Origin of the sequence: Paenibacillus sp. FSL H8-0261, assembly GCF_045040645.1 — a bacterium.
Lineage (GTDB): Bacteria > Bacillota > Bacilli > Paenibacillales > Paenibacillaceae > Paenibacillus_AQ.
Window position 1 is genome coordinate 1824054 of the sequence record NZ_CP150297.1, and the last position, 23930, is coordinate 1847983.

General features: G+C 45.0%; 19 protein-coding genes. 16 read left to right on the plus strand and 3 right to left on the minus strand.

The genetic code is table 11. The annotated features are described in order from the left end of the window. Window positions 1-111 precede the first annotated feature (111 nt). Window positions 112-1512 (plus strand): polysaccharide deacetylase family protein, encoded by a 1401-nt coding sequence (locus MHI27_RS07990; RefSeq protein WP_076284250.1) that lies wholly within the window; start codon window positions 112-114, stop codon window positions 1510-1512. Window positions 1513-1686: 174 nt separating this feature from the next. Here MHI27_RS07990 and ilvD read toward each other — a convergent pair whose 3' ends face one another. Both ilvD and MHI27_RS08000 read right to left on the minus strand, forming a co-directional pair. Further along, a complete protein-coding gene (gene ilvD / locus MHI27_RS07995; protein WP_076284249.1) occupies window positions 1687-3372 on the minus strand; it encodes a dihydroxy-acid dehydratase in 1686 nt (561 codons plus the stop codon). 316 nt (window positions 3373-3688) lie between these two features. Further along, window positions 3689-4729, minus strand: coding sequence for an acyltransferase family protein (locus MHI27_RS08000; RefSeq protein ID WP_076300030.1), 1041 nt, complete (start codon window positions 4727-4729; stop codon window positions 3689-3691). 186 nt (window positions 4730-4915) lie between these two features. Between MHI27_RS08000 and MHI27_RS08005 the strand changes: the two genes are divergently transcribed. The 5 genes from MHI27_RS08005 (at window position 4916) to MHI27_RS08025 (ending at window position 9372) form a co-directional block, all read left to right on the plus strand. Beyond that, entirely contained in the window at window positions 4916-5659 is a 744-nt protein-coding gene (locus MHI27_RS08005; RefSeq protein WP_405175997.1) for an alpha/beta hydrolase, read from the plus strand. A gap of 32 nt (window positions 5660-5691) precedes the next feature. Next, window positions 5692-6456, plus strand: a complete 765-nt coding sequence (locus MHI27_RS08010) for an HAD-IA family hydrolase (RefSeq protein WP_340968231.1) — start codon at window positions 5692-5694, stop codon at window positions 6454-6456. A 34-nt stretch (window positions 6457-6490) separates the two neighbouring features. Then, window positions 6491-7231, plus strand: a complete 741-nt coding sequence (locus MHI27_RS08015; protein WP_076284245.1) for an NAD-dependent protein deacylase — start codon at window positions 6491-6493, stop codon at window positions 7229-7231. Window positions 7232-7336: 105 nt separating this feature from the next. Then, entirely contained in the window at window positions 7337-8344 is a 1008-nt protein-coding gene (gene mgrA, locus MHI27_RS08020; RefSeq protein WP_405175998.1) for an L-glyceraldehyde 3-phosphate reductase, read from the plus strand. A gap of 29 nt (window positions 8345-8373) precedes the next feature. Then, a complete protein-coding gene (locus tag MHI27_RS08025) occupies window positions 8374-9372 on the plus strand; it encodes an aminoglycoside phosphotransferase family protein (RefSeq protein ID WP_042186136.1) in 999 nt (332 codons plus the stop codon). Between the two features lie 86 nt (window positions 9373-9458). Here the strand turns inward: MHI27_RS08025 and MHI27_RS08030 are convergent, their stop codons facing one another. After that, window positions 9459-10325, minus strand: coding sequence for an AraC family ligand binding domain-containing protein (locus MHI27_RS08030; RefSeq protein WP_405175999.1), 867 nt, complete (start codon window positions 10323-10325; stop codon window positions 9459-9461). 218 nt (window positions 10326-10543) lie between these two features. Between MHI27_RS08030 and MHI27_RS08035 the strand changes: the two genes are divergently transcribed. The 10 genes from MHI27_RS08035 (at window position 10544) to ptsG (ending at window position 23907) form a co-directional block, all read left to right on the plus strand. Beyond that, window positions 10544-11719, plus strand: coding sequence for a galactokinase (locus MHI27_RS08035; protein WP_060625251.1), 1176 nt, complete (start codon window positions 10544-10546; stop codon window positions 11717-11719). A 4-nt stretch (window positions 11720-11723) separates the two neighbouring features. Then, a complete protein-coding gene (galE, locus tag MHI27_RS08040) occupies window positions 11724-12710 on the plus strand; it encodes a UDP-glucose 4-epimerase GalE (protein WP_042186143.1) in 987 nt (328 codons plus the stop codon). Between the two features lie 55 nt (window positions 12711-12765). Continuing rightward, entirely contained in the window at window positions 12766-14346 is a 1581-nt protein-coding gene (locus MHI27_RS08045) for a UDP-glucose--hexose-1-phosphate uridylyltransferase (protein ID WP_076300026.1), read from the plus strand. A gap of 224 nt (window positions 14347-14570) precedes the next feature. Further along, a complete protein-coding gene (locus MHI27_RS08050; RefSeq protein ID WP_405176000.1) occupies window positions 14571-15734 on the plus strand; it encodes an iron-containing alcohol dehydrogenase in 1164 nt (387 codons plus the stop codon). A gap of 290 nt (window positions 15735-16024) precedes the next feature. Then, the gene (locus MHI27_RS08055) at window positions 16025-16561 is read left to right on the plus strand and encodes a protease (RefSeq protein ID WP_283910889.1); all 537 of its coding nucleotides are present in this window, start codon (window positions 16025-16027) and stop codon (window positions 16559-16561) included. Continuing rightward, the gene (locus MHI27_RS08060; RefSeq protein ID WP_341127530.1) at window positions 16561-18135 is read left to right on the plus strand and encodes a flotillin family protein; all 1575 of its coding nucleotides are present in this window, start codon (window positions 16561-16563) and stop codon (window positions 18133-18135) included. The genes MHI27_RS08055 and MHI27_RS08060 overlap by 1 nt, the downstream gene beginning before the upstream one ends. Before the next feature lie 111 nt (window positions 18136-18246). Then, window positions 18247-18954 (plus strand): ABC transporter ATP-binding protein, encoded by a 708-nt coding sequence (locus MHI27_RS08065; protein WP_341049357.1) that lies wholly within the window; start codon window positions 18247-18249, stop codon window positions 18952-18954. After that, on the plus strand, window positions 18947-20560 hold the full coding sequence (locus tag MHI27_RS08070) for a hypothetical protein (protein WP_405176001.1): 1614 nt from the start codon (window positions 18947-18949) through the stop codon (window positions 20558-20560). The genes MHI27_RS08065 and MHI27_RS08070 overlap by 8 nt, the downstream gene beginning before the upstream one ends. A gap of 128 nt (window positions 20561-20688) precedes the next feature. Beyond that, window positions 20689-21564, plus strand: a complete 876-nt coding sequence (gene glcT, locus MHI27_RS08075) for a glucose PTS transporter transcription antiterminator GlcT (RefSeq protein WP_405176002.1) — start codon at window positions 20689-20691, stop codon at window positions 21562-21564. 279 nt (window positions 21565-21843) lie between these two features. Continuing rightward, window positions 21844-23907 (plus strand): glucose-specific PTS transporter subunit IIBC, encoded by a 2064-nt coding sequence (ptsG, locus tag MHI27_RS08080; RefSeq protein WP_405176705.1) that lies wholly within the window; start codon window positions 21844-21846, stop codon window positions 23905-23907. Window positions 23908-23930 lie beyond the last annotated feature (23 nt).

The window sequence follows — 23930 nt, forward strand, 5'->3', positions numbered from 1 at the left end:
TTAAAATAGGGGGTAACGTATTTTTTATCTAACTTCACTTGGCCGTATCACAGGTTCTGCTTGCAGACGTAAGGCGAGCCAAAGTCAACTCTGGAAAAGCGAGGAATTCATATGCAGACTTTGCTGCTCTGGTTATTTTATATCTCATCTTTTTATGCTTTTATCCCGGGTATGATTAGCCGCATTTTTGGTTACCGTGTCTTTCGTAAAGGAACTGGGCGAAATGAGTTCGCGTTGACCTTTGATGATGGACCTGACCCTCGATTTACACCGTTACTTCTGGATTTATTGAAGAAGTATGATGCAAAAGCAACCTTTTTTGTAGTAGGATCTAACGCTGAACGTTATCCGGATCTTATTAGGCGGATACATGAAGAGGGACATCTTATTGGAATTCATAATTATGTTCACAAGACGAACTGGCTCATGCGGCCCGCAACCGTTCGTCGGCAGATTCAGCGCACGAATGATATTATCTACAACATAATAGGCGAGCGTAGTACTTATTACCGTCCACCTTGGGGGATTGTCAATTTGTTCGATATTTCCAAACGTCGCCAAGTTGAAATTGTTCTATGGTCGGTAATGTTTGGAGATTGGCGTGAGAAGCTTGGTGCGCAGCGTCTCACTGAGAAGATGCTGGCGCGATTGAATCCCGGTGAAGTGATGCTGCTGCATGATAGTGGCACAACGTTAGGTGCCGATCCGGACGCACCTGAGAATATGCTTGTAGCCCTTGAACTGACGCTGCAGGAGGCCCAAAGAAGAGGACTGCGCAGTATTCGAGTGGATGACATGATCAAGATGGCGGAGAAATCACCGATTCGGCGTTTATCCTTTGGTAAACGAGTACTGGTCGGACTCTGGTTGGCTTGGGAGCAGGTATTCCAAGTAATGTTCCAGATCAAGACGATTAACCCGGCCGATCCATTCATGCATTATCGAATGCGTAAATATCAGGGAGAGCCTGTTGAACTTGGTGATGGAACCTTGCTGAGTAAAGGTGATAAAGTCATTGAGCTGCATATTGATAACAGGCAATTATTCGAGTTAGGTATTCATTCTCGTTCTTCTGCTCAACTTGCGATTCGAATGATCCGGAGAATGGAGAAAGGGTTGCCAATGCTGGCAGAAGTTATTGCCGAAGATGTAAACCTCGCGCAAGCCAAAGCACTTTATGGGGTTAGTATGATTAACCGTGGGCCAGAGAAATTCGGCTTTAGTGTACATGATTTGCCCGATGGCATATTCGCACGCTCCACCAAGTTTTACTTAAAGATCCTGTTAAGTGTGATTCATCCAGATGGTGGTGCTAGGCTCAAGGAGCGTAGTGAGGTCCTTGTACCGAAGCTAATCCTGATGCCTGTCTCAGAATTACTCAAGAAGATGAATAAGCAACTGCCTCATGATGAAAGGTCAGTAAGAAAACGTAAACCGCAGCAAGAAGAAGCGTTGTCACTTAATGATTCACTCACAGAAGTGGAATTGCCAGGAGCAACAGTAACGAATTGATTCATGATATTATTTAGTCTTATATAATGAAACGTAATATAGATGCCTCACAAACCAGAAATGGATTGTGGGGCGTTTTTTCTTGTGCCCAATAAAAAAGAGCAGTCCGACCATAGATTATCTAAGGTAGACTGCTCTTGTATGCCAGAAACAAATAGAACTCGGGTTTGCTAATTAAATCTTCAGTACTGCACCGTTACTTGCGTTGGTAACCATTTTGGAATAGCGAGCCAGGTAACCAGTCTTAACTTTAGGCTCAAACTCTTTCCAGCCCGTACGGCGAACCGCTAATACTTCTTCGTCAACCAGGAGTTCAATCTTGCGATTGTTGAGGTCGAGTTCAATGATGTCGCCATCTTCAACAAAAGCGATCGGGCCGCCTTCAGCAGCCTCCGGAGAAATGTGCCCGATGCTAATTCCGCGGGAAGCCCCCGAGAAACGTCCGTCTGTAATCAGACCAACCTTAGCACCAAGACCCATCCCCACGATTTGCGATGTAGGAGCTAGCATTTCCGGCATTCCCGGTCCACCCTTTGGACCCTCATAACGGATAACGACTACATGGCCTTCTTTAACCTTACCGTTAGCGATACCTTCGAGTGCGGATTCTTGGGAATCAAAGCAGATCGCAGGACCTTTGTGATATCCACCAACAGAAGCATCTACTGCACCTACTTTAATGATGGAACCTTCAGGAGCCAGGTTGCCGTAAAGTACGGCGAGACCGCCTCTTTCGGAGTAAGGGTTATCGATTTTATGAATTACGGAAGTATCTTGGATTTCATGTCCGGTTACGTTCTCGGCTAATGTTTTGCCGGTAACCGTCATGCAGTCTCCGAACAGAGCACCCGGTTTCTTAAGTAGTTCATTTAATACGGCACTAACGCCGCCCGCGCGGTCCACATCTTCAATGAAAATATCGGAAGCCGGAGCCAGCTTAGCCAGGTAAGGAACACGGTTAGCCACTTCGTTAATGCGTTCAAGCGGATAATCGATACCAGCTTCTTGAGCCAGTGCAAGGGTGTGCAGCACCGTGTTAGTGGAGCCGCCCATTGCCATATCCAGCGCAAAAGCGTTATCGAGGGATTCTTTAGTTACGATATCTCTTGGTTTAAGGTCTAACTTAATCAATTCCATCAGTTGAGTAGCAGATCTGCGTACAAATTCTCTGCGCTCATCAGCTACAGCTAGGATGGTACCATTACCTGGCAATGCCAGTCCAAGTGCCTCTGCCAGGCAGTTCATGGAGTTGGCCGTGAACATTCCCGAACAAGATCCGCAGGTAGGACAACCGAATTGTTCTAATTCAAGCAATTCAGCATCGTTGATTTTGCCTACTTGGTGAGCACCTACGCCCTCAAATACCGAGGTAAGGGAGAGCTTTTTACCTTTACTATCTACGCCGGCTTTCATTGGACCGCCGCTTACGAACATGGTTGGGATATTAACACGCAGTGCGCCCATCATCATACCCGGTGTGATTTTATCGCAGTTAGGGATGCAGACCATGCCATCGAACCAATGCGCCGAAACTACAGTTTCCAAGGAGTCAGCGATGATCTCACGGCTTGGCAGTGAATAACGCATGCCGATATGTCCCATTGCGATACCGTCATCAACGCCGATCGTATTGAATTCGAAAGGAACGCCGCCAGCTTCACGAATCGCTTCCTTAACGATCTTACCGAACTCTTGAAGATGCACATGACCTGGAACAATATCAATATAGGAATTGCAGACCGCAATAAACGGCTTTCCGAAATCTTCTTCTTTTACTCCGGCTGCACGCAGGAGACTACGGTGTGGAGCACGGTCAAAGCCTTTTTTAATCATGTCTGAACGCATTTTCTTAGCTGCCATATTGACATTTCCCCCCTAAATAAATTGCAATGAAATATAGTGTCGCATTAACGCAATGAACTCCAAAGACCTGCGTATATACGGTTTATAGAATGAACGGGGACGAGCTTCCTAGAGAAGAAGGGCGAAGCCGATTCTATAAAAAATGCCGCTGTTTTGGTATAAACGGTTCCCGCCTTTAATGAACGGAGAAGTCATTGTTATTAGTGAGTCTATCACAAAGAGCACGTTTTTTCTACCGGACAATGTGAAGTTTCTCATGAGGAGACCGGCCTTAAATAGTATAAAAAAACCTATCCGCAAGGGGATAGGCCACTTATAATGAGCGCCTTAAGGCAACACGCTGCAGGGTGATCATCCAGCCAACGGGGGGCTCAACAATAGGATGCATCAGCCTTTTTACACTTGGTTGGGCTAAGAGAATGGTCAGTAAGATTGCAGAAAGCACCAATAACATGGCACCTAAAGAATGGTTGATATAAGAATATAGGCCAGAAACAGCGGCAAAACGAACGATAAATCCGTGAAGTAGAAAAACATATAACGTACGGGAGCCCCAGTCAGTCAGCCGGCTAAGCGAGTAAGGAATCCATCCCATAAACGCTAGTGCAGCAGTGATTTGTAGCCCGTAAACGCCCAGACGATAAATTCCAGCGTACCATTCTTGAAGCCCAAGCTGCATGTAGGTCATACTTCCATAAAGCCAGCCTATCGGCAAGTCTGATCCCCAAGATGCAAACAGAAGGAATAGAAGGATGGAGACTGCGGCAGCGGTAATTTTAATCCATTTTTGAAAAAAGCGAGAAAAGGACTGGAACGAAAAATGATAACCTAATACGAAGAATGGCAGGTATACAAAAGTGCGGCTAATGCTGAACCATACGCCATCAAGCTGTAGGTACCCAACGGCAATTCCAGCGGCGACAGCAAAAATGAATTGAGTGGCAGGCGCCCATTTACGCATCCCGATCATCAATATACGCCAGAAGGCATGACTTGCCAGGAACCATAAGAGCAAATAGGGGGCGAAAAAGGAATGATGGATACCCTGCACCTGATATATGGTGGCGTCCAGCACAGAGTAGAGGCTTTGAAAAATAATGTACTGGAATCCGATTTGCATGATAATGCGACGGCCTTGTGTACCTGTAAGGTGTTTATTGGCAAAAAAACCTGTAACGAGCACGAAGAGCGGCATATGAAAGCTGAAGATCCACATATATAAGCTATACAAGCTGCTCATTGAGCCTATCAATGGTTCTATGGCGTTTCCAACGATTACAGTAACAATGAGAACAAAACGTAAATTTAGAAAAAAGGTCTTTCCAGGCGTGTCTAGCGAGTTTTCCCCTACCATGACTTCCCCCCAAAGATGCTTGATGCTTTAATTTTAAAATACAAGATTTTCTTCAATTGAATTGTGAATTAACTCACTATTGAAAGCGTTATCATAAGTGCCAAATATGGCGATGTGTTGAAGGTTGTTAGAACAGTGGGTTTCTACTATAATTTTCTTATATGCAGTAACATCCGGGAGTGGAGCATGTTGAAGAAAAGAATAACTAAGCGTCGTATTGGTTTAATTGTACTAATCATTCTTGTTGTAGCCGGATTGCTGATTTGGAAATATTTAACTCCGTATGCACCGGCTGAAGAAGCCGAAACTGCACTGATTTCAAGCGGTGGAGTTACAGTTGAACAGAATGAAAACTGGATTTCGTTCGAACCCTCCATTACTAAGGGGGCCTCGATCATATTTTACCCTGGAGCTCTGGTGAAACCAGAAGCTTACTCCCCACTGGCGAAGGGCATTGCTGCTGCGGGGCATCCGTTCTACATCGCTAAAATGCCGCTTAATTTAGCAGTAACAAAGGGCGATGCTGCAGAAGAGATTATTCGTGTGCATCCAAAGCAATCTTTTGTTCTAGGTGGGCATTCGCTTGGGGGTGTCATGGCGTCACGTTATGCGATTGAGCATGCGGACCAGCTGGAAGGTGTGTTTTTCCTGGCTTCTTATCCAGATGAAAAAGGTAGTCTGCGTGAGACTACTTTGTCAGTATTGTCGGTAGTGGGTACAGAGGATCAGGTTATTGACAGAGACAGCTACAACAAAGGACGTTCCTATTTGCCGGATAATACGGTTTATAGTTCAATCGTCGGTGGAAATCACGCTCAGTTTGGAAGCTATGGACCACAAAAAGGAGACGGGAAAGCAACCATTTCCGAAGAAGAACAGCAAAATGACACTGTGCGAGCCATGTTGGATTGGCTTGGGAATATCAGGTAGTCTTCGGTCTTTCCAACAAAGGGAGGATATTTATGCCAGAATTACAGATTAACGATGAATGCATTCCCTGTTCAGGAATATTGTTCGACAAAGATGGCACGTTATTGGATCTATTAGCCACTTGGGGGAATTGGGCCGAGCTTGTACTATGTGGAATGGAAAATCAGCTTGCGATTATGGGAACTGATTTTATCGTGGATCGGAGTAAAGTGCTAGGTACCCAGCATGATGCTTCAGGAAAGTTGATTGGTTATGATCCAGCAGGGCCGCTCACCATGGCTACAGAAGAAGAAAGTTATGGTGTGCTTGCATGGCAGCTGTATGCTGCTGGTGTTCCTTGGAATGAAGCGTTGACCCGTGTAAAGAGTATAGCTAAGGACGCTATGTATGAATTACGCAAACGCCGCACGGCACAACCTCTAGAAGGGCTTCTTCCTTTTCTGGAACAGTGCGCGGCTGCATCACTCAAGCTAGGGGTGGTTACCTCAGATGGCGCAAAGACCACTCAGGAGCATCTGGATTGGCTTGGTATTGCTCATTACTTCCATTCGGTAGTTACAAGAGACAGAGTATTAAATGGAAAACCCGCACCTGAAATGGCCGAATTAGCCTGCCGGGAGCTGGGGCTGTCTCCTGAAGTGACGATTATTATTGGTGACAGTAATGCAGATATGCAATTGGGTAAAGGTGCAGGCTTACGCCTCGCCGTTGGAATCTCCAACATGGGTGATGGAAATCACTTGATTGACGCAGATGTGATTATTTCTAGCTATAATGAGCTAAGGATCACCTACTGATCAGCATACTAATGGAAAGGATGTGCTACAACATATGGATCAATTGCAGACACTTGCTTCTTGGATTAAAGACTGTGACAACATCGTTTTTTTCGGAGGGGCAGGTACATCAACAGAGAGTGGGATCCCGGATTTCCGCTCGGCAGCAGGATTATACCAGACTCAGCACAATTCACCTTATCCGCCTGAAGTGATGCTGAGCCGAACTTTTTTTATGTCCTCACCGGACATTTTTTTTGATTTTTACCGCAGTAAAATGATTCATCCCGATGCTCGTCCGAATGGTGCACATCTGCTGCTTGCAGAGTTAGAACGGCAGGGTAAGCTTAAAGCAGTTATTACGCAAAATATTGATGGCCTACATCAGCTGGCGGGTAGCCAAAAAGTACTTGAGCTGCATGGTTCCATTCATCGTAACTATTGCATGGACTGCTCACGTTATTACGGGCTGGAGCAGCTCCTAAGTACCACTGAGATCGTCCCTCGCTGCCCCGAATGTGGTGGTATTATTAAGCCGGATGTTGTGCTATATGAAGAAGAATTGGACCACTCGGTGCTGGTGAGTTCTGTCGAAGCGATAGCAGCTGCAGATATGCTTATGATTGGTGGAACCTCTCTTACTGTCCAGCCTGCGGCTAGTCTAGTCACTTATTTCCGGGGCAAACGTACGGTGCTGCTGAATGGCGACCCGACACCTTTTGATGATCAAGCTGATCTTCTGATTACAGATCGGATTGGGAAAGTACTCGGCAGTGTAAAGGATCTGCTTGGTTAGAAGGGATAATCTCATGGCTTGTCGGTTGCCAGATTATTATTGCGCTTAGTAGTTTAAAGATAAGGTAGTACAGAAACAGCGCGTAATGAGAGGCAGGGATAAGCAATGGTATATGTAGCAAATGAAGCACGATATGAAGAGATGCGTTATAACCGTTGCGGGAACTCAGGTCTTAAGCTTCCGGCAATCTCATTAGGACTATGGCAGAATTTTGGTGGAATTGATACTTACGAGAATGGCAGAGAAATGATCACTCGTGCTTTTGATCTTGGAATTACTCATTTTGATCTAGCCAACAACTATGGACCACCAGCGGGTTCAGCAGAAGAGCTCTTTGGGAAAGTGCTTGCAAGTGATATGGCTCCATATCGAGATGAAGTGGTGATTTCTACAAAAGCAGGGTACAACATGTGGCCCGGTCCTTATGGCGAATGGGGTTCGCGTAAATATATGCTGGCTAGTCTGGATCAGAGTCTGAAGCGGCTGGGCATAGATTATGTTGATATCTATTATTCGCATCGGCCGGACCCGGAAACACCTCTTGAAGAAACCATGCAGGCATTAGACCATGCTGTGCGTTCCGGCAAAGCTCTGTATGTAGGATTATCTAACTATACCGCGGAGCAGACGCTCGAAGCGGTTAGAATCTTGAACAGCTTAGGCACGCCGCTCTTAATTCATCAGCCGAGTTATTCTATGCTCGATCGCTGGATTGAGGGGAGTTTACAGGGTGTGTTGGAACAGAGCGGAGTTGGCAGTATCGCTTTTACACCTCTGGCTCAAGGATTGTTAACCAATAAGTATTTAAATGGAATCCCAGAAGGATCAAGAGCGGCCAAACCCTCTGCTGCGTTAAATGAAAGCCGAATTACACCGGATGTGAAGCGCAAGATCCACGCGTTAAATCAGCTTGCTGTTTCAAGAGGCCAGAGTTTGGCGCAGCTTGCACTAGCTTGGACACTACGTGATGGGAAGGTTACTTCTGCATTGATAGGGGCTAGCAGAGTTAGTCAGATTGAAGAGAATATAGCTGCACTTCAGCATTTGGAGTTCTCGCAGGCAGAATTGGATCGCATTGAGACTATTCTTCAAACGGAGAATGGAACTGGATGAAGACGTAGGTGAAGGGATGAGCTGCATCGATGGAGTTGCTTCAAGATGAGAACAAGGTGAAAGAGTGGGCCGAAGCCAACTCGGAATCTATAGGCTTAAATAGGTCGAAGATTGAGGCTAAGTATATTTGGAATCCTGGAGGGTTTGTAAACCAATCTTATCGCATAACGGATGGTCAAACCTTTCGTCATTTAAAACTCTCGCAAGAACAAAAAGCAGTGGGACTTAAACAATGGGTTAAGATCAGTGAACATTTGACTTATAATTACAAGGCACCACGGTTGATTAGGGAGATTACACAAGAAATAACATCTGGTTATTCTTATGGTTTAGTGTTTGATTTTATCGAAGGTAAACCATTAAGCTCCATTTCCGATCCACTGCCAGTGGTTGAAAAGGTTCTGAGGTCCCTTCATCAATTACATGCGGATAAAGGAATTAGGATGGCAGTTGTAAGTGAGGATGAGGACTACAATTATGCCGCCGCATTTACTGACGAATACATCAATCGATTTGAAGAAGATCTGCAAATTATTAGAGCGGAAAAGCATTTGCTGGACTTCGTAACGGCGGACACTTTAGATTGGTTCGATACAGAAGTGGAAGCTTTGAGAATTATGGTTAGTCAGCACCCTTCTTTTCAGAGAAAGGCGTCGGACATCGTACACAATGATGTGAATTGGCAGAATATCTTAGTCAATGATAATAATGAATTTTGGATTATTGATTGGGATGACCTTACGGTTTTTGGAGACGCTGCAATGGATTATTCCGTACTACTTTGGCCGCTCTATAAATCAAAAGATTGGACTTACTGTAGGGATCTAGTTATTGATTTAGCAGGCCTTGCAATATTGGAACGGATTGAGTTTTATTTTAGAGCGAAGCTCCTTGATGATGTGATTGATGTTCTCGCTGACTATGTTGAAGCGGAGCAAGTGCCAGAACTGAAGGAAATGGCTCAGAAAAGGGCAAAAGAGATACATCTTCGTGCTTACCCTGAATATCTGAGTCTATATGCAACATAACCGAAGCTAACTGAAAGATCAGCTTAATAAAGGGATTCACATATTGGACTTGCCTAATATGTGAATCCCTTTTTCAAAGGCTTCCCTTACTGATTTGTCTTTTTTACATGTCTAGTCGTTGTGAGACGGTAAGCGGTGGGTGACTGAGCACAAAACCGTTTGAATTGGCGTGAGAAGTATAAAGCATCGGTGAGCCCCACGGATGCTGCTACCTGTTCCACGGACAGCTCGGGCCGTTCACGCAGCAGCTGTCTGGACTTTTCAATGCGCAGCTTCAGCAAGTAGGTCACCGGAGATAATCCGGTCTCTTGCTTAAATACACGGGATAGATAGGCCCGGTTATAGCCAAGAGTATCACACATTTGTTCAATGGATACTGGATGAGCATATTGGGAGGCCATGTAGTGGATCATTTGCTTCACAGTACGCTTAACCTGCGATTCAGCTCCGGGAAGACGGGAGAAGGAAGAGAGTAAATCTGCGGCTTCACCTACAATGAGATAAAGATACCCTAGAGAAGTTAGGTGTGCACTTTCTTTGTTTGCTTTGAAGGCTTGCATGATACTGGAAAGGGCACCTGGCATGACGCTATCACCCGTTGTAGTCACCACAGGTTTTTGAGGTGTAAAGCCTGTCTGCAGCACGAGGCTATCAGCCTCAATCCCAGTAAAAGCTGCCCAGCGATAGCACCAGGGCTGATCTTTATCCGAAACATAACTGACCAGCTGTCCTGGATGAATAAGGAAGCAGTCACCTTTTCCCAGTGCATATTGATGATGTTCAGTACGGAAAACACCTGAGCCAGACTCTATAAAGTGAAGTAAATAATAATCGTAAATCTTAGGGCCAGCTTGATGCATAGGAATCGTCTGACTTTGACCAGCAAACAGTACATGGAGATTTTGTTTATCGTAATATACGGGATTAGATCCTACGGAATAAGTATGCTCCATTTGAGACAGCCTTTCTTGTGTTATTGTCATTTTATGGCTTATAGTTTAGGGTGTATCAATTATTTGTGTAATTATTATATTATGGGAAGTCACATTTATCCATACATTACACACATGATTGCATTATCAGAGGATGACTGATTCTATTATAATGAATACATAAAGAACGCTTTACTTATTCCCACTGGCTGAAGCAGCGAAAGGATGGAGTGGCATTAATGAGCACACAGGAACTTAAAAAGAAATTCATCGAAAAGTACGGGGTAAGCGAGCAAGAAGCTCAAGTATTTTATGCACCAGGCCGTGTTAATCTCATTGGAGAGCACTTGGATTATAACGGTGGATACGTGCTGCCGGCAGCTTTGGAATTCGGAACAACATTGATTGTCCGTCCACGCAGTGACAGCAAAGTGAATTTTGCATCTACTAATTTTCCTTATGAAGCATCTATTGATTATAGTGAAATTGGCAAGGCCAAAACTGGAGAATGGATCGACTATCCGGTTGGAGTAATGGTTGAATTGGAGAAGAAAAACACTCCAGTATCTAAAGGTTACGATCTGCTGTTCCATGGTGATATTCCGAATGGCGCAGGCTTGTCCTCATCGGCTTCGCTTGAAGTCGTGACTGCTTATGCTTTCCTAACTCTCGAAGGCGGCGACACGGATACCGTTGAGATTGCACTCTTGTCTCAGCGTGCTGAGAACCAGTACGTAGGTGTAAACTCCGGAATTATGGATCAGTTCGCAGTTGCTAATGGCAAACGAGATCATGCAATCCTGTTAATGTGCGATACGCTTGAATATAATCTGGTACCTTTCATCACTGGTGCTTACAAACTGGTTATCGGCAACACGAACAAACGCAGAGGACTTGTAGATTCCAAGTACAATGAGCGTCGTCAGCAGTGTGATGAGGCCTTGTCTATTTTGCAAAAAGAAGTTCCTTCACTAGCTTATCTGGCACAGCTCAATCGTGAACAATTCGAAGCACATCAAGATAAAATCACCGATGAAATTGTTAGACGCCGAGCTCGCCATGTTGTGGAAGAGAATCAACGTGTACTAGAATCCGTTGAGGTCTTAAAGAACAATGATCTGAAGCAGTTTGGACAGTTCATGAATGACTCACATACTTCCTTGCGTGATTTGTATGAAGTTAGCTGTGAAGAGCTAGATATTATGGTTGAAGAAGCACAGCGTATTCCCGGTACACTGGGTTCTCGTATGACTGGTGCAGGTTTCGGTGGCTGTACTGTATCCTTGGTACATGAAGATGATGTAGAACGTTTCATTCGTGAAGTAGGCGAGGCATATACCACAAGATCTGGTTTGGTTGGTGAGTTCTACGTTTGCGGCATCGGTAATGGTGTCCAAGAATTGAAGGGAGTGTAATCAAATGGCAATTTTAGTAACAGGCGGAGCAGGGTATATTGGATCTCATACTGTAGCAGAGCTGTTGGATCGCGGCGAAGAAGTGGTCGTCATCGACAATCTGCTAACAGGGCATCGTGAGGCGCTACTGGGTGGCAAGCTGTACGAAGGCGATCTGCGTGATAAGGAGCTGCTGGGTAAGCTGTTCGCCGAGAATGAGATTGATGCGGTTATCCATTTTGCAGCAAGCTCTTTGGTTGGTGAAAGCATGAAGGACCCAGTGAAATATTATGACAACAACGTATACGGCACACAATGCCTTTTGGAAGCTATGCAAAAAGCTGGCGTGAACAAAATCGTATTCTCGTCTACAGCTGCAACCTACGGCGAACCGGAAAAGGTGCCGATTGAAGAAACAGACCGTACCGAGCCAGCAAACGTATATGGCGAAACTAAGCTGACTATGGAACGCATGATGGCTTGGTTTGATAAAGTACTGGGTATCAAATATGTAGCGCTTCGTTATTTTAATGCTGCAGGTGCACATGCTAGTGGCAAAATCGGTGAAGACCATCGTCCGGAAAGTCATTTGGTTCCGCTGGTATTGCAAACCGCTTTGAAGCAACGGGAGAGCATCGCCGTATTCGGAGACGACTATCCTACAGAAGACGGTACTTGTGTGCGCGACTACATTCATGTTAGCGATCTGGCTGACGCCCATGTTCGCGCAGTAACTTATCTGCGTAGCGGAAGCAGCAGTAATATTTTTAACTTGGGAAATGGACTTGGCTTCTCGGTAAAACAGGTTATTGAAACTGCGAAGAAAGTTACAGGACTAGAAATCCCTGTAGTTATTCAAGAACGCCGTGCTGGAGATCCGGCAGTACTGGTAGCTTCCTCCGATAAAGCGCGCTCTATCCTTGGATGGAACCCTCAGCATGCTGACTTAGAGAATATCATTCAAAGCGCCTGGAACTGGCATTCTGCCAATCCGCAGGGGTACGGAGAATAAGGGGCTTTAGCATAGCTTAACTAGAGCATGAGACCCTACTTAAGGAGAATTGAAAATGCACAACGAGAATAAGGTTACGCCTGCTGGCCAGAAAGCCTTACATGCGATTGAGCAGCTAGTTCTGTTTGCACTACGTGAGCAGCTCATTGCTCCATCAGATGAAGACTATAGCCGTAATGTGCTGCTAGATCAGTTCGGATTTAGTGAGCCGTTCGTTGGCGAGATCGATCAAAGTCCACTTACAGGTCCACAGGTTCCACTGGATGCACTGATTGATTATGGTTTTGAAATCGGATTGATTCCAGAGAATAGCGACACTTACCGTGACTTGCTGGATGCCAAGATTATGGGACTCCTAATGGCCCGTCCATCAGACGTAAATGCGGAGTTCAACCGTTTAGCTGCTGAAAAAGGTATCTCCGCGGCTACAGATCGCTTTTATAAATTAAGCATAGATTCCAACTATATCCGGATGGACCGGATTTCCAAGAATGTCTACTGGCTGCAAGATTCGCCTTACGGTGACATCGAGATGACAATCAATTTGTCCAAGCCTGAGAAGAGTCCGAAGGAAATTGCTATGGCCCGCTTGCTCCCGCCGCCGGTCTATCCAAAATGTCTGCTGTGCCGCGAGAATGTTGGGTATGCTGGTCGGGTTAATCATCCGCCGCGCCAGAACCTGCGTGTCATTCCACTTCAGCTGAATAATGAGAAATGGCTCTTTCAGTATTCGCCATATGTTTACTATAACGAGCACTGTATTGTATTCCATCATGATCATGTGCCAATGAAGCTTACCAAGGATACCTTGAAGAGGCTACTTAGCTTCGTGGAATCTTTCCCGCACTATTTTATTGGCTCGAATGCAGACTTGCCGATTGTTGGCGGATCGATTCTGACGCATGACCACTTTCAAGGTGGACGTCACACCTTCCCTATTCAGAAAGCGCCTAAGGAAGATACGTTCACGCATGCATCTTATCCGGGTGTCAGCATTAATATCGTAAAATGGCCTATGTCCGTATTACGTTTGAATGGTGACGATCCAGCGGTATTGCTGGAGTGTGGCAATGCACTTTATGAAGCTTGGAAGGCGTATAGTGATCCTGAAGCAGAAGTGTTGGCATTCAGCGAAGTTGATGGTGAAGTGCAGCCTCATAATACCGTTACTCCAATCGTTCGTCGGGCAGAAGATGGCAGCTTCGAGATGGATCTCGTGCTGCGTAACAACCGGACTAACGAGCAATATCCTGAAGGGATTTTCCATCCCCATCGGGAGATGCACCATATCAAGAAAGAAAATATCGGCTTGATCGAGGTCATGGGACTCGCAATTCTGCCAGGTCGTCTGAAGGAAGAGCTTGATTCTATTGCGAGCATCCTTACAGGAGATCAAGCACTATTAGAAGCGGTGAAGAATGATCCTAGTCATCCACTTGCGCAGCACGCTGCTTGGGTTAAGGAGCTTGTAGAGCGTTTCGGAACGGCATTACAGCATGAAGAAGCCGTCAAGATTGTGCAGAACGAAGTCGGCATCAAATTTACACATATTCTTGAACACGCGGGTGTCTATAAACGGACTCCGGAAGGGCAAGCTGCTTTCCGTCGTTTCGTGAAGAGCTTCGGCGCGATCTAAAGTTTGGAAAGGGGATGTCCTTAAGCCTGTAGGCTTAAGGACATCTTTTTTTTAGGTTATATATTTGGGGTCCCCGCAAAGTACCTGAGTTTGCATCGAAGCAAAGCACCACTTTGTGGGGATATTTATGTGGCTTGAAGCTAATCCATTTGAATGCGGGTATTCAGAGGTTTATAATACGAGTGAGCAAAACATTCTGAAATAACTAATGGAGGTTTACACATATGCGTAAATTTGATTTTTATAATCCTACCAAGTTGATTTTTGGACAGGGTACGCTGGAAGCGTTGAAGACTGAGGTTCCTAAGTATGGCAAGAATGTATTGTTGATGTACGGTGGCGGTAGTATCAAGCGTAGCGGTCTGTACGATAAGGTAATGGCTGAGCTGAGTGCAATAGATGCTGTGGTTACTGAACTCTCAGGTGTAGAGCCGAATCCACGCCTTTCCACCGTAAATAAAGGTGTAGAGCTGTGTCACGAGCATAATATCGACCTCATCCTCGCTGTAGGTGGTGGTAGCGTGTTGGACTGCGCTAAAGCAGTTGCTGTTGGGGCGAAATATGAGGGTGACATGTGGGACTTTGTTGAACGTAAGGCAGCTGCTCAAGACGCTCTCCCACTCGGTACAGTACTGACGATGGCAGCTACAGGATCAGAAATGAATAGCGGCTCTGTAATCACCAACGAAGTGACCAAGGAAAAAATGGGCTGGGGCAGTATTCATGCATTCCCGGCATTTTCGATTCTTGACCCAGAGAATACCTTCACTCTGCCACGTGATCAGACGGTCTACGGCATGGTAGATATCATGTCTCATGTTCTGGAGCACTATTTCCATACTGATGGCAACACACCGGTACAAGACGGCTTCTGTGAGACTTTGCTACGTACGGTGATCGAAACCGCACCGAAGCTTATTGAAGATTTGAATAATTACGAACTGCGTGAGACGATCATGTACTGCGGCACAATGGCGCTTAACGGTATGGTTAGCATGGGTTTTGCAGGAGATTGGGCGACTCACAACATCGAGCACGCAGTATCAGCTGTATACGACATTCCACACGGTGGAGGCCTGGCCATTCTGTTCCCACAATGGATGAAATATAATATCGATACTGATCCTGCCCGTTTCCGCAAGCTTGCTGTAAACGTGTTTGGAGTTGATCCTGCGGGCAAGAACGATAAGGAAATAGGGCTGGAAGGAATTGAAGCGCTGCGTAACTTCTGGGATTCCATTGGCGCACCGAAGACACTCGCTGATTATGATATTGATGACAGCGAGATCGGCAGTATGGCTGATAAGGCGGTTCGTTTCGGACCGTTTGGTAATTTCCGCAAGCTTGACCGTGAGGATGTAGTTGAAATTTATAAAATGGCTTTGTAAGTAAATTCTTCTACGAAAGAGACCCTTCGTCTTTAGTCTAGAAGATGTTATAGAACGTCAAAGAAGTGATTCTTCCATAATGGATGAATCGCTTCTTTGCGTTTATGCTCTACTGTGGATTTCTCCTCAACATCGTCCCTGATCTCCGCTGCTGCTGACCGCATTTTTCGTGCGTTTATCCTCAGAATGGAACTTTTATGGGTAAATATCCAAAGTTTGTGAAACCAATGACCTACTTTATTCGTTTAAAGTAATATGACAGTCCTGAATGAAGACAGGAGGAAGTAAATATGCAAACGCTGTATTTAGGCTGCTTGGCGCTAGGCGTCATATTTGCCATAGTCAGCGTCCTGGTGGGTGATGTGATCGGAGATGCTTTGCATGGAGTCTTTGATTTCGTATCCGTAGATTTTCTGAATCCCACCGTACTGGCAGGAGGAATAACCGTGTTCGGCGGAGCGGGCATTCTTCTAACCCGGTACAGCGCTCTGGAAGCTGGGGCGATCATTGCTTTATCTTTGTTAGCCGCCGCTTTTTTGGGAGTACTTATGTATCTAGGGGTGGTTAAGCCCATGGAAAAAAGCGAAATGTCCAATGGTTTCTCTATGAATGATCTGCCTGGCAAGATCGGGGAAATCACAATTCCTGTTCCCGCCACGGGTTATGGTGAGATTATGGTAAAGTTTGGCGCCGGCAATAGCCTGCATACGGCAGCAAGCTTTGATCATGAGCTGCTTCCGGCAGGGATTAAAGTTGTTGTAGTGGAGGTTAGAGAAGGCGTTGCATTGGTGTCAGAATTCGAAAAGAGAAGAGGAGTGGATCTTTAATGTTCGGTATTCCTGAGTATTTGTTAGTCCCTGCTGTTGTCGTTGCTGTTTTGTTTGTGCTAGGTATCGCATTCTGGGCACGTTACAAAACTGTTGGACCAGATGAAGGGATGATCGTAACGGGGTCGTTCTTGGGGAAAAATCATATTTCAGACGATGGATCTGGTCGTAAAATAAAGATAGTACGTGGGGGTGGGGCATTTATCCTCCCTATCTTTCAGAAGGCTGAATTTATGTCGCTTCTTTCTCATAAACTCGATGTGACGACCCCGGAAGTATACACCGAACAAGGGGTTCCGGTTATTGCTGACGGTGTAGCGATTATTAAAGTGGGTAGCTCGACTGAAGATGTGGCGACAGCCGCTGAGCAATTTATGGGCAAACCGATTGAAGCGCTGAAGAGCGAAGCACAAGAAGTTCTTGAGGGTCATCTACGGGCCATTCTCGGTTCGATGACCGTTGAGGAAGTATATCGTAACCGTGACCGTTTTGCGCAAGAGGTTCAAGGCGTGGCGGCACGTGATCTTAAGAAAATGGGTCTGCAAATTGTTTCCTTTACTATCAAGGATGTCCGAGACAAACATGGATATCTTGACGCATTAGGTAAACCGCGGATAGCTGCAGTGAAGCGGGATGCAGAGATCGCTGAAGCAGAAGCGGTGCGGGATGCGAGAATTCAAAAGGCAAACGCTGAAGAGCAAGGGCAAAAAGCAGAACTGCTGCGGGATACGAATATCGCCGAAGCCTCCAAGGAAAACCAGCTTAAAGTGGCTGCGTTTAAACGGGATCAGGATACAGCGAAAGCGGAAGCCGACCAGGCTTATCATATTCAAGAGGCACGTGCAAAGCAGACCGTTGTTGAAGAACAGATGAAGGTTGAGCTGGTACGTAAGGAACGTGAAATCGATTTGCAAGCCAAAGAAATTCAAGTTCGTGAGAAGCAGTACGACGCAGAAGTGAAGAAAAAAGCGGAAGCGGATCGTTACGCAGTAGAGCAAGCGGCGGAAGCTGATAAGGCGAAGAGAATGCGTGAGGCAGATGCCTTGCAATATAGTATTGAAACGCAAGCTAAAGCGACAGCTGAGCAGAAGCGTCTTGAAGGTCAAGCGATGGCGGATGCAGAGCTGGCTAAAGGTACAGCGGATGCTGAGGTTATCCGGTTGCGCGGTCTAGCGGAAGCAGAAGCCAAAGAAAAGCTGGCGGAAGCTTTCCAGAAATTCGGCGAAGCAGCCGTGCTCGATATTATCGTCAAAATGCTGCCTGATTTGGCTGGCCAAATCGCGAAGCCGCTGGCATCCATTGATAAGCTTACGGTTGTAGATACCGGTAATGGTGAAGGTGCGGCACGTGTCAGCAACTATGTAACCCAGTTGATGTCTACGGCTCCTGAGATGCTGAAGAGCGTCTCTGGAATTGACGTAGAGGCCCTGATCAAAGGGCTGACGACTAGATCCTCAGGGTCAACTGGAAGCAAGGCTGTTCCGGTCACACCCGTGACCTCCATACAACCTCCTGCAGCATCGGGGGGAGCGAGCAAAGCTTCAACTTCTGTGGCTGAGCAACTTGAAGACTAGTTAAAGCAATAACTACTATAGAATGATTTAACTTAAGGTAAGCTCGGTGATTGCTACCGGGCTTACTCTATGTTTTGGGTCTTAGCTATAGAATAGGAGAGGTGCGCGAGCGTGCAACTAACTTTAGATCATATCCATAAAAGCTTCGATGGTAAACAGGTGATTAAAGATGCAGACTTCACCTTTGAAAGAGGGAAGATCTACGGGCTGCTTGGACGGAATGGAGCAGGTAAAACCACACTTTTCAATTGTTTGAGTGGTGAGATCCAAATGGATAGCGGAGCTGCCTTTATTGGTGAGAAGGATAGTGCCCGTCCGCTTCGTGACGAGGACATCGGATATGTATTTTCCCTACCCATTTTGCCTGAGTTTCTGACAGGTTATGAGTTCGTAAAGTTTTATATGGACATCAACCGTGAGAAGATCGATCCGAATAAAAGCATTGAAGATTATTTTTCAATTATTAAGTTTGAGGAAGAAGATCGGCACCGACTGATAAAGGGTTATTCCCACGGGATGAAGAATAAAATTCAAATGCTCTGCTTTATCATTACTCGTCCGCCTTTGATTTTATTAGATGAGCCTTTAACTTCTTTTGACGTGGTTGTGGCTCTTGAGATCAAGAAATTGCTGCGTGAGATGAAGCAGGATCACATTATTATTTTTTCTACGCATATTTTGCAATTAGCCGCCGATTTATGTGACGAGTTGGTTATTCTAAATCATGGAACCCTTCAAGAAATTCCGCGTGAGACTCTGCAAAGTCCAGAATTTGAGGAGCAAATCATAGCTTTACTTCAGGATGGCAACAATGATTAGTACACTTCGCAGCATTCAGAGGATTAGAGGTTCGTCCGGAGCCAATCGGCTGATTTACTATTTCAAAAAGCTGCCTGTTCTTGGCAAACTTTTAAAAGGGGATATTTACTCTAACATTGCACTAAAACAAGTCTTCGCTGGGATAGTACTTGCATTGAAGGTAGTGTGGGGGTTTTTAGGCAAGTTCGCCTATTTGGGAATTGTGATCTATTTGCCAATCGTCCTTACACACAAAGAATTGCCGCTCGCCGAACAGTATGCATTGTTCTTACATATTTTTATAGTTCTGAGCTTTATAGTGGCTGGGGTTTCGAATGTATTTATATTAGAGCCCAAACGGGATAAATATATCTGTGTGAAGCTGATGAGAATTCCGGCGAAACAGTATATGCATGCTACGCTTTTGCTTAAAGGGCTAACGTTCTTTATATATTTTATTCCGGCATTAACCGTGTTTGCGGGGATTTTTGGGGCACCGCTATGGCATGGCGTATGGCTAGCACTACTGTTAACGGCCTGGAGAATAGTCACCGAGGCGCTAAATCTTTGGTTTTTTGACAAAAAAGAAATTGTGTTAGTTAAAAAGATGAGCTGGGTGTGGTCGGTGATTGGCCTAGGTGGCCTACTTGCCTATGTGCCTCTTTATCTAGGATATGCTTTTGTAAATGATGCGACAGGATTTAGTGTCCCAGTGAGTTTTGTGATTGTTGTACTTGGAGGAATTGCAGCTGTGTATATTGGGAAATATCCTAACTATCGCAGTGCTGTAGATGTCGTTACCAAGATAGATGATCCATTGCTGGATATGAACCGGATGATGAAAGAAGCAAGGGTGGCAGATGTTCAGACCAAGGAGAAGGACTTTTCGTCGGAAGAACTTAAGGGGAAAGCTTTTCAAGGAAAGACAGGTTACGCCTACCTGAATGCTATTTTTTTCTCCAGGCATAAACGCTTGTTGATTCAACCCATCCAGAGGCGTTTAACGATCATTGGTGTGCTCTTTATAGTGGCTGTCCTAATGATGCTTATTTCGCCGGAGACTTCGTCCAAGTTTACAGCATATCTGCTCGGTGGACTTCCCTTTTTTGTATTTATAATGAACTATACCTCTATAGGTGAGCGCGTATGCAAAGCGATGTTTTACAATTGTGATTTAAGCTTGTTGCGCTATGGATTCTATCGTGAGCAAGCTGCGATTCTGGACAATTTTAAGATTCGTCTTATTAAATTGAGTGGCCTTAATCTTATTCCTGCTGTCGCCATATGTTTAGCTTGTACTCTGCTGTTTCTGCTCTCTGGTGCAGATTGGGGTTTGATGGATGCGGTGATCTTTTGGGTAACGATTCTTTGTCTTTCCTTGTTCTTCTCAGTGCACCATTTGTTCATGTATTATATCTTTCAACCGTACAGCACGGAGCTAAATATGAAAAATCCGTTCTTTTTTATCGTCAACAGCATTGTATTGGGACTAAGCGTCGCTTGTATCGGATTTCCAAAAGCATCGTCACTATTTACGCTAGTTGTTCTTGCGGGAACGATTGCTTATATGGTTATTGCCGTGACGTTGGTATACAAGTTCTCCAGCCGAACCTTCCGGGTAAAATAGAACGCGAGTGTTCTTCTAATATCGGAATGTTGATGATATGATGGTAACGAGAGTTTTTTAATCGTACCGTTTCATGTTGCGTTTGCTGCTTGGAAGTCAGGTGTTTAGAGATAAAAGAGGTGGCAAAAATGAGTAGCATAACTGTAGCAAAGGTGTTAAATAACAACGTTATCATTGCGGACCATCCCCAATATTCCGAGGTTGTAGTAATTGGCAAAGGGATAGGGTTTAATCGAAAATTGCATGATCGGATCAACCTATCGTCTGTGGAGAAGATGTTTATTCTCCGCAGCCAAGAAGAACAGGAACAATATAAACAGCTTCTTCCCCAAGTGGATGAAAAGTTGATTGAGATTGTACATGAAATTTTGTTATATATTATGCATAGCAGTAGTCAACCACTTAATGAGCATGTTCATATTGCACTCACTGATCATATCTCATTTGCTATACGGCGTTATGAACAAGATATCCCAATTCACAATCCGTTTCTGTATGAGACTAAGGAAATTTATCCTGAAGAGTATAAGATGGCAGAGTATGCGATTGAGCGGATTAATGAAGGCATGGGCGTGGAATTGCCTGTAGATGAGGTGGGTTTTGTTGCACTTCATATCGTTAGCGCGCTGAGTAATAGACAAATTTCCGAGGTCAGACAGCATTCTCTTTTGATTGGTGATTTGATCGGAATCGTAGAGAATAATCTCGAATATCGAATTCCACGTGATTCACTTGATTATTCGCGATTGGTGACTCATCTACGATTTGTTCTAGAAAGACTGCGCCGTGGAGAATCAGTGCGGGAGACTTCTACGCTGGATGGTCTTATGAAACGAGAGTATCCCGAAATGTATACCTTGGCTTGGCAATTAACTAAGGTGATTGAGAACCGAGTGCGAATTCCTGTGTATCCAGCAGAGGTCAGTTATTTGACAGTTCATTTGCAACGTCTTGCCCAGAAGAAAGAGGATGAAGTGGGTATGGAGACGAATCGAGAAATATAAGGATAATGTATAAAGTGAAACTTATACTTTCTTATATTTTAAAAAAAGCTTGTCACTACAAAAAAACGGTGCTACAATATCGGTGTCCTAATTAAAACAGAATACCAAGCGTGTAACTGATTCGATCAGGCATGAGTGATTTACAGTATTTTGGTTGCTAGTCCCCATCTTGGGGTAATCTAACCTTACCGTTAGATAACAACCTTTATACTGTGTTGCTCATGCCTTTTTTGGCATCTGTTTTACTGAAAATGTGAATAATGAAAGGAAGTGACCATGATGTTCAAAAAGCTTTTCGGCGTTTTACAAAGAGTCGGTAAAGCGCTGATGCTCCCAGTAGCCATACTGCCAGCAGCCGGTCTGCTCCTTGGAATAGGAAACATGCTGGTAAACCCCGATTTTCTACAATACGTTCCGGCACTTGAGAACGATGTAGTTCAGGCAATTGCGAACGTATTGATGAACTCAGGGCAAATTGTATTTGATAATCTATCCTTACTATTTGCCGTGGGTGTTGCCATCGGTTTATCCGGTGGTGAGGGTGTTGCTGGTCTAGCCGCTATTATTGGTTTCCTCGTAATGAATGTTACGATGGGTACTGTAATTGGCGTCAATGATTATGTCCTGAGCCAAGGCGACTTTTCCTATGCTAGCGTCTTAGGAATTCCAACACTGCAAACGGGGGTATTTGGAGGTATACTCGTCGGTATATTGGCATCGTCCATGTACAAACGATTCTTCAAAATCGAACTTCCATCCTACCTGGGTTTCTTCGCAGGTAAACGTTTCGTTCCGATCATGACTGCGGTAACGTCTTTGATTCTTGGTCTGGCATTGACATTAGTTTGGCCGCCAATTCAACACGGTCTGAACTATGTATCACAAAGTATGATTGATACGAATAAAACGCTCGCAGCGTTTATCTTCGGAACAATCGAACGCTCGCTTATTCCTTTTGGTCTGCATCACATCTTCTATTCTCCGTTCTGGTATGAATTTGGTACCTACGTAGATAAAGCTGGGGAATTGGTTCGTGGTGACCAACGGATCTTCATGCAGCAGCTTCGTGATGGCGTAGAATTCACAGCAGGAACATTTACAACAGGTAAGTATCCTTTCATGATGTTCGGTCTTCCAGCAGCTGCTTTGGCCATTTATCATGAAGCTAAACCTCATAATAAAAAACTTGTCGGAGGTTTGATGCTTTCCGCAGCATTGACTTCATTCCTGACAGGGATTACAGAGCCGCTTGAATTCTCATTCTTGTTCGTAGCTCCATTGCTGTTCGCAGTACATGCTGTTTTTGCAGGTTTGTCCTTTATGACCATGCATATTCTTAATGTCAAGATTGGTATGACCTTCTCTGGAGGTTTTATTGATTACGTGCTCTTTGGTATTATCCCGAACCGTACGGCTTGGTGGCTCGTAATTCCAGTAGGTCTTGCCCTTGCCGTAATTTACTACTTCGGATTCCGCTTTGTTATTCGGAAGTTCAATCTGATGACACCGGGTCGTGAAGAGGATACGGGTGAGGTTGAAGATACTAACACAGAAGCCGTTTCTAAAACGGGTGATGATTTACCACGAAACATCTTGTCTGCGTTGGGTGGTAAAGAGAACATCGCTCATCTGGATGCTTGTATTACCCGCCTTCGTGTGGAGGTTAAAGATAAATCAGGTGTGGATAAGACTCGTCTGAAGAAGTTAGGTGCATCAGGTGTGCTTGAGGTGGGTAATAACATTCAAGCGATCTTCGGCACACGTTCCGATACCATTAAATCTCAGATTCAAGATGTAATTAGCGGGAAGACACCTGCGCCAACGCCGGTAGCGGCTACGCCACAGCCTGAAGAAGAACAGCAGGCAGGTGAAGCTGGTGAAGCGATTATCAAAGAAGATATCGTCTCTCCGGTAAATGGTGAATTAGTGGATATCACTGAGGTTCCCGATGCAGTATTCTCCCAAAAAATGACGGGTGATGGTTTTGCTTTCTTATCCGATGATGGAAAGATTGCTTCACCGGTCTACGGTAAAGTGTTTAATGTATTCCCGAGCAAGCATGCGATCGGCATTATGTCCGATGGTGGTAAGGAAGTGCTCGTTCATATAGGGGTTAATACAGTTAAGCTTAAAGGTCAAGGCTTTACAGTTCTAGTTGAAGAGGGCGACCTTGTAGCTGCTGGACAGCCGATCATGGAAGTGGATTTAGAATATGTAAAAGCACATGCACCATCAGTAATGTCTCCTGTTATTTTCTCCAATTTGCCAGAAGGCTCTTCCGTAACCTTGAAGAAGCCAGGTAAGGTAACTATTGGTGATAAGGATATTATTACCATTCAGTAAAAGTGCAAGGGTGGACGCTTCCT

Coding starts and splice junctions, on each gene's coding strand:
- glcT (WP_405176002.1), top strand. CDS start 20,689: ATGAGTAGCATAACTGTAGCAAAGGTGTTAAATAACAACGTTATCATT.
- MHI27_RS08055 (WP_283910889.1), top strand. CDS start 16,025: ATGCAAACGCTGTATTTAGGCTGCTTGGCGCTAGGCGTCATATTTGCC.
- MHI27_RS08025 (WP_042186136.1), top strand. CDS start 8,374: ATGGAGTTGCTTCAAGATGAGAACAAGGTGAAAGAGTGGGCCGAAGCC.
- mgrA (WP_405175998.1), top strand. CDS start 7,337: ATGGTATATGTAGCAAATGAAGCACGATATGAAGAGATGCGTTATAAC.
- MHI27_RS08005 (WP_405175997.1), top strand. CDS start 4,916: ATGTTGAAGAAAAGAATAACTAAGCGTCGTATTGGTTTAATTGTACTA.
- galE (WP_042186143.1), top strand. CDS start 11,724: ATGGCAATTTTAGTAACAGGCGGAGCAGGGTATATTGGATCTCATACT.
- ptsG (WP_405176705.1), top strand. CDS start 21,844: ATGTTCAAAAAGCTTTTCGGCGTTTTACAAAGAGTCGGTAAAGCGCTG.
- MHI27_RS08035 (WP_060625251.1), top strand. CDS start 10,544: ATGAGCACACAGGAACTTAAAAAGAAATTCATCGAAAAGTACGGGGTA.
- ilvD (WP_076284249.1), bottom strand. CDS start 3,372: ATGGCAGCTAAGAAAATGCGTTCAGACATGATTAAAAAAGGCTTTGAC.
- MHI27_RS08000 (WP_076300030.1), bottom strand. CDS start 4,729: ATGGTAGGGGAAAACTCGCTAGACACGCCTGGAAAGACCTTTTTTCTA.
- MHI27_RS08015 (WP_076284245.1), top strand. CDS start 6,491: ATGGATCAATTGCAGACACTTGCTTCTTGGATTAAAGACTGTGACAAC.
- MHI27_RS08060 (WP_341127530.1), top strand. CDS start 16,561: ATGTTCGGTATTCCTGAGTATTTGTTAGTCCCTGCTGTTGTCGTTGCT.
- MHI27_RS08050 (WP_405176000.1), top strand. CDS start 14,571: ATGCGTAAATTTGATTTTTATAATCCTACCAAGTTGATTTTTGGACAG.
- MHI27_RS08045 (WP_076300026.1), top strand. CDS start 12,766: ATGCACAACGAGAATAAGGTTACGCCTGCTGGCCAGAAAGCCTTACAT.
- MHI27_RS08030 (WP_405175999.1), bottom strand. CDS start 10,325: ATGGAGCATACTTATTCCGTAGGATCTAATCCCGTATATTACGATAAA.
- MHI27_RS08010 (WP_340968231.1), top strand. CDS start 5,692: ATGCCAGAATTACAGATTAACGATGAATGCATTCCCTGTTCAGGAATA.
- MHI27_RS08070 (WP_405176001.1), top strand. CDS start 18,947: ATGATTAGTACACTTCGCAGCATTCAGAGGATTAGAGGTTCGTCCGGA.
- MHI27_RS07990 (WP_076284250.1), top strand. CDS start 112: ATGCAGACTTTGCTGCTCTGGTTATTTTATATCTCATCTTTTTATGCT.